Consider the following 1,339-nt stretch of genomic DNA (forward strand, 5'->3'; position numbering starts at 1 on the left):
GCCCGCCGCGCTCGCCCGCGCCCGGCGCGGCCGCCTCGCCGGTGGCGGTGCTCGCGTGCGCCGCGCTCGCCGGGGTGCTGGTCCTGGACGTGTCCGGGGTGACGCGCGGCGAGGTCGAGCGGATCTGGGTGCCGTTCGCCGCCTGGGCGGTGGCCGCCGCCGCGCTGCACCAGCCCCCGGCCCGGGCATGGCTCGCCGCGCAGGCCGTGACCGCCCTTGCCGTCCAGGCCCTCGTCCTCTCGCCCTGGTGACCCCTCACCAGGGGACGGGGCCGTCGTCGTCGAAGAAGCCGCCGGTCGGGCCGCTCTCGTCGAGGGTGGCGAGGCGGATCGCTATGGCGGCGCCCTGCTCGGCGGTCCGGTCGGTGGTCCGGCCGGTGACGCGGGTGAACTCGGCGGTGAAGTCGGTGGCGCACGCGCCCGGCGCGGCCGCGTTGACCAGGATCGGGGTGTCGCGCAGCTGCTTGGCGTACTGGATCGTCAGCATGTTCAGCGCCGCCTTGGACGCCGGGTAGGCGGCGGAGGCGGCGGTGTTCCAGAAGTAGTGGCCGGGATCGGTCATCGCGGCCATCGAGGAGGTGCCGCTGGAGATGTTGACGATCCGCCCCGCCGGCGCCTGGCGCAGCAGCGGCAGCATCGCGTTGGTCACCCGGATGACGCCGAACAGGTTGGTGTCGAACACGCGCCGCACGACGTCGAGGTCGGCCTCGTCAGGCGGGTTGACCGGGCCGCCGGAGATGCCGGCGTTGTTGACCAGCACGTCCAGGCGGCCCGTCTGCTCGGTGACCTGCTGCGCGGCGGCCGTCACCGACGCCGGGTCGGTGACGTCCAGGGTCACCGCGCGGGCGTCGTGGCCGACGTCGCGCAGCGACGCGGCGGCCTTCTCGCCCAGGCCGGGGTCGCGGGCGCCGATCAGGACGGTCATGCCGCGTTCGGCCAGGCCCTGCGCGATCGCGTATCCGATGCCCTTGTTCGCCCCGGTCACCAGGGCGGTCTTGGTGGTGTCGTCCATGTCTCCACTCCACCACCGGGGGTGGCGCCGGCTCCAACACCGATCGCGCCGCCATCAATACCCTGGAGGTATGGACGTGGTGGAAACGCGTGAGCTCACCTACTTCCTGGCGGTCGCACGGGAGCTGCACTTCGGCCGCGCCGCCGAGAGCCTCGGCATCGCCCAGCCGCCGCTGTCGCGGGCGATCGGCCGGCTGGAGCGGCGCCTGGGCGTGACGCTGCTGGAGCGCAGCAGCCGCCGGGTGACGCTCACCCCGGCGGGCGAGACGCTGCAGGCCGAGGGCGCCGCCGCACTGGAGGCCGTCCCCGCCGGCCCTTATACACATCTC

2 protein-coding genes and 1 pseudogene are annotated in these 1,339 nt (G+C 74.5%); 2 read left to right on the top strand and 1 reads right to left on the bottom strand.

The window, feature by feature from the left end:
• Nucleotides 1–251: pseudogene (locus HUX53_RS00655) on the top strand (hypothetical protein); the annotation flags it as partial.
• Nucleotides 252–255: 4 nt separating this feature from the next.
• Here the strand turns inward: HUX53_RS00655 and HUX53_RS00660 are convergent.
• Nucleotides 256–1,011 (bottom strand): SDR family oxidoreductase, encoded by a 756-nt coding sequence (locus HUX53_RS00660; RefSeq protein ID WP_176401209.1) that lies wholly within the window; start codon nt 1,009–1,011, stop codon nt 256–258.
• 70 nt (nt 1,012–1,081) lie between these two features.
• Here HUX53_RS00660 and HUX53_RS00665 point away from each other — a divergent pair.
• Nucleotides 1,082–1,339: LysR family transcriptional regulator (locus tag HUX53_RS00665; RefSeq protein WP_217918950.1), on the top strand; the 258-nt coding region annotated here is incomplete at its 3' end.

Source organism: Actinomadura sp. BRA 177 (assembly GCF_013372625.1).
Taxonomy (GTDB): Bacteria; Actinomycetota; Actinomycetes; order Streptosporangiales; family Streptosporangiaceae; genus Spirillospora.

Excerpts from the sequence above, each read along its gene's own strand:
- HUX53_RS00660 (WP_176401209.1), bottom strand. The coding sequence starts at position 1,011 with ATGGACGACACCACCAAGACCGCCCTGGTGACCGGGGCGAACAAGGGC.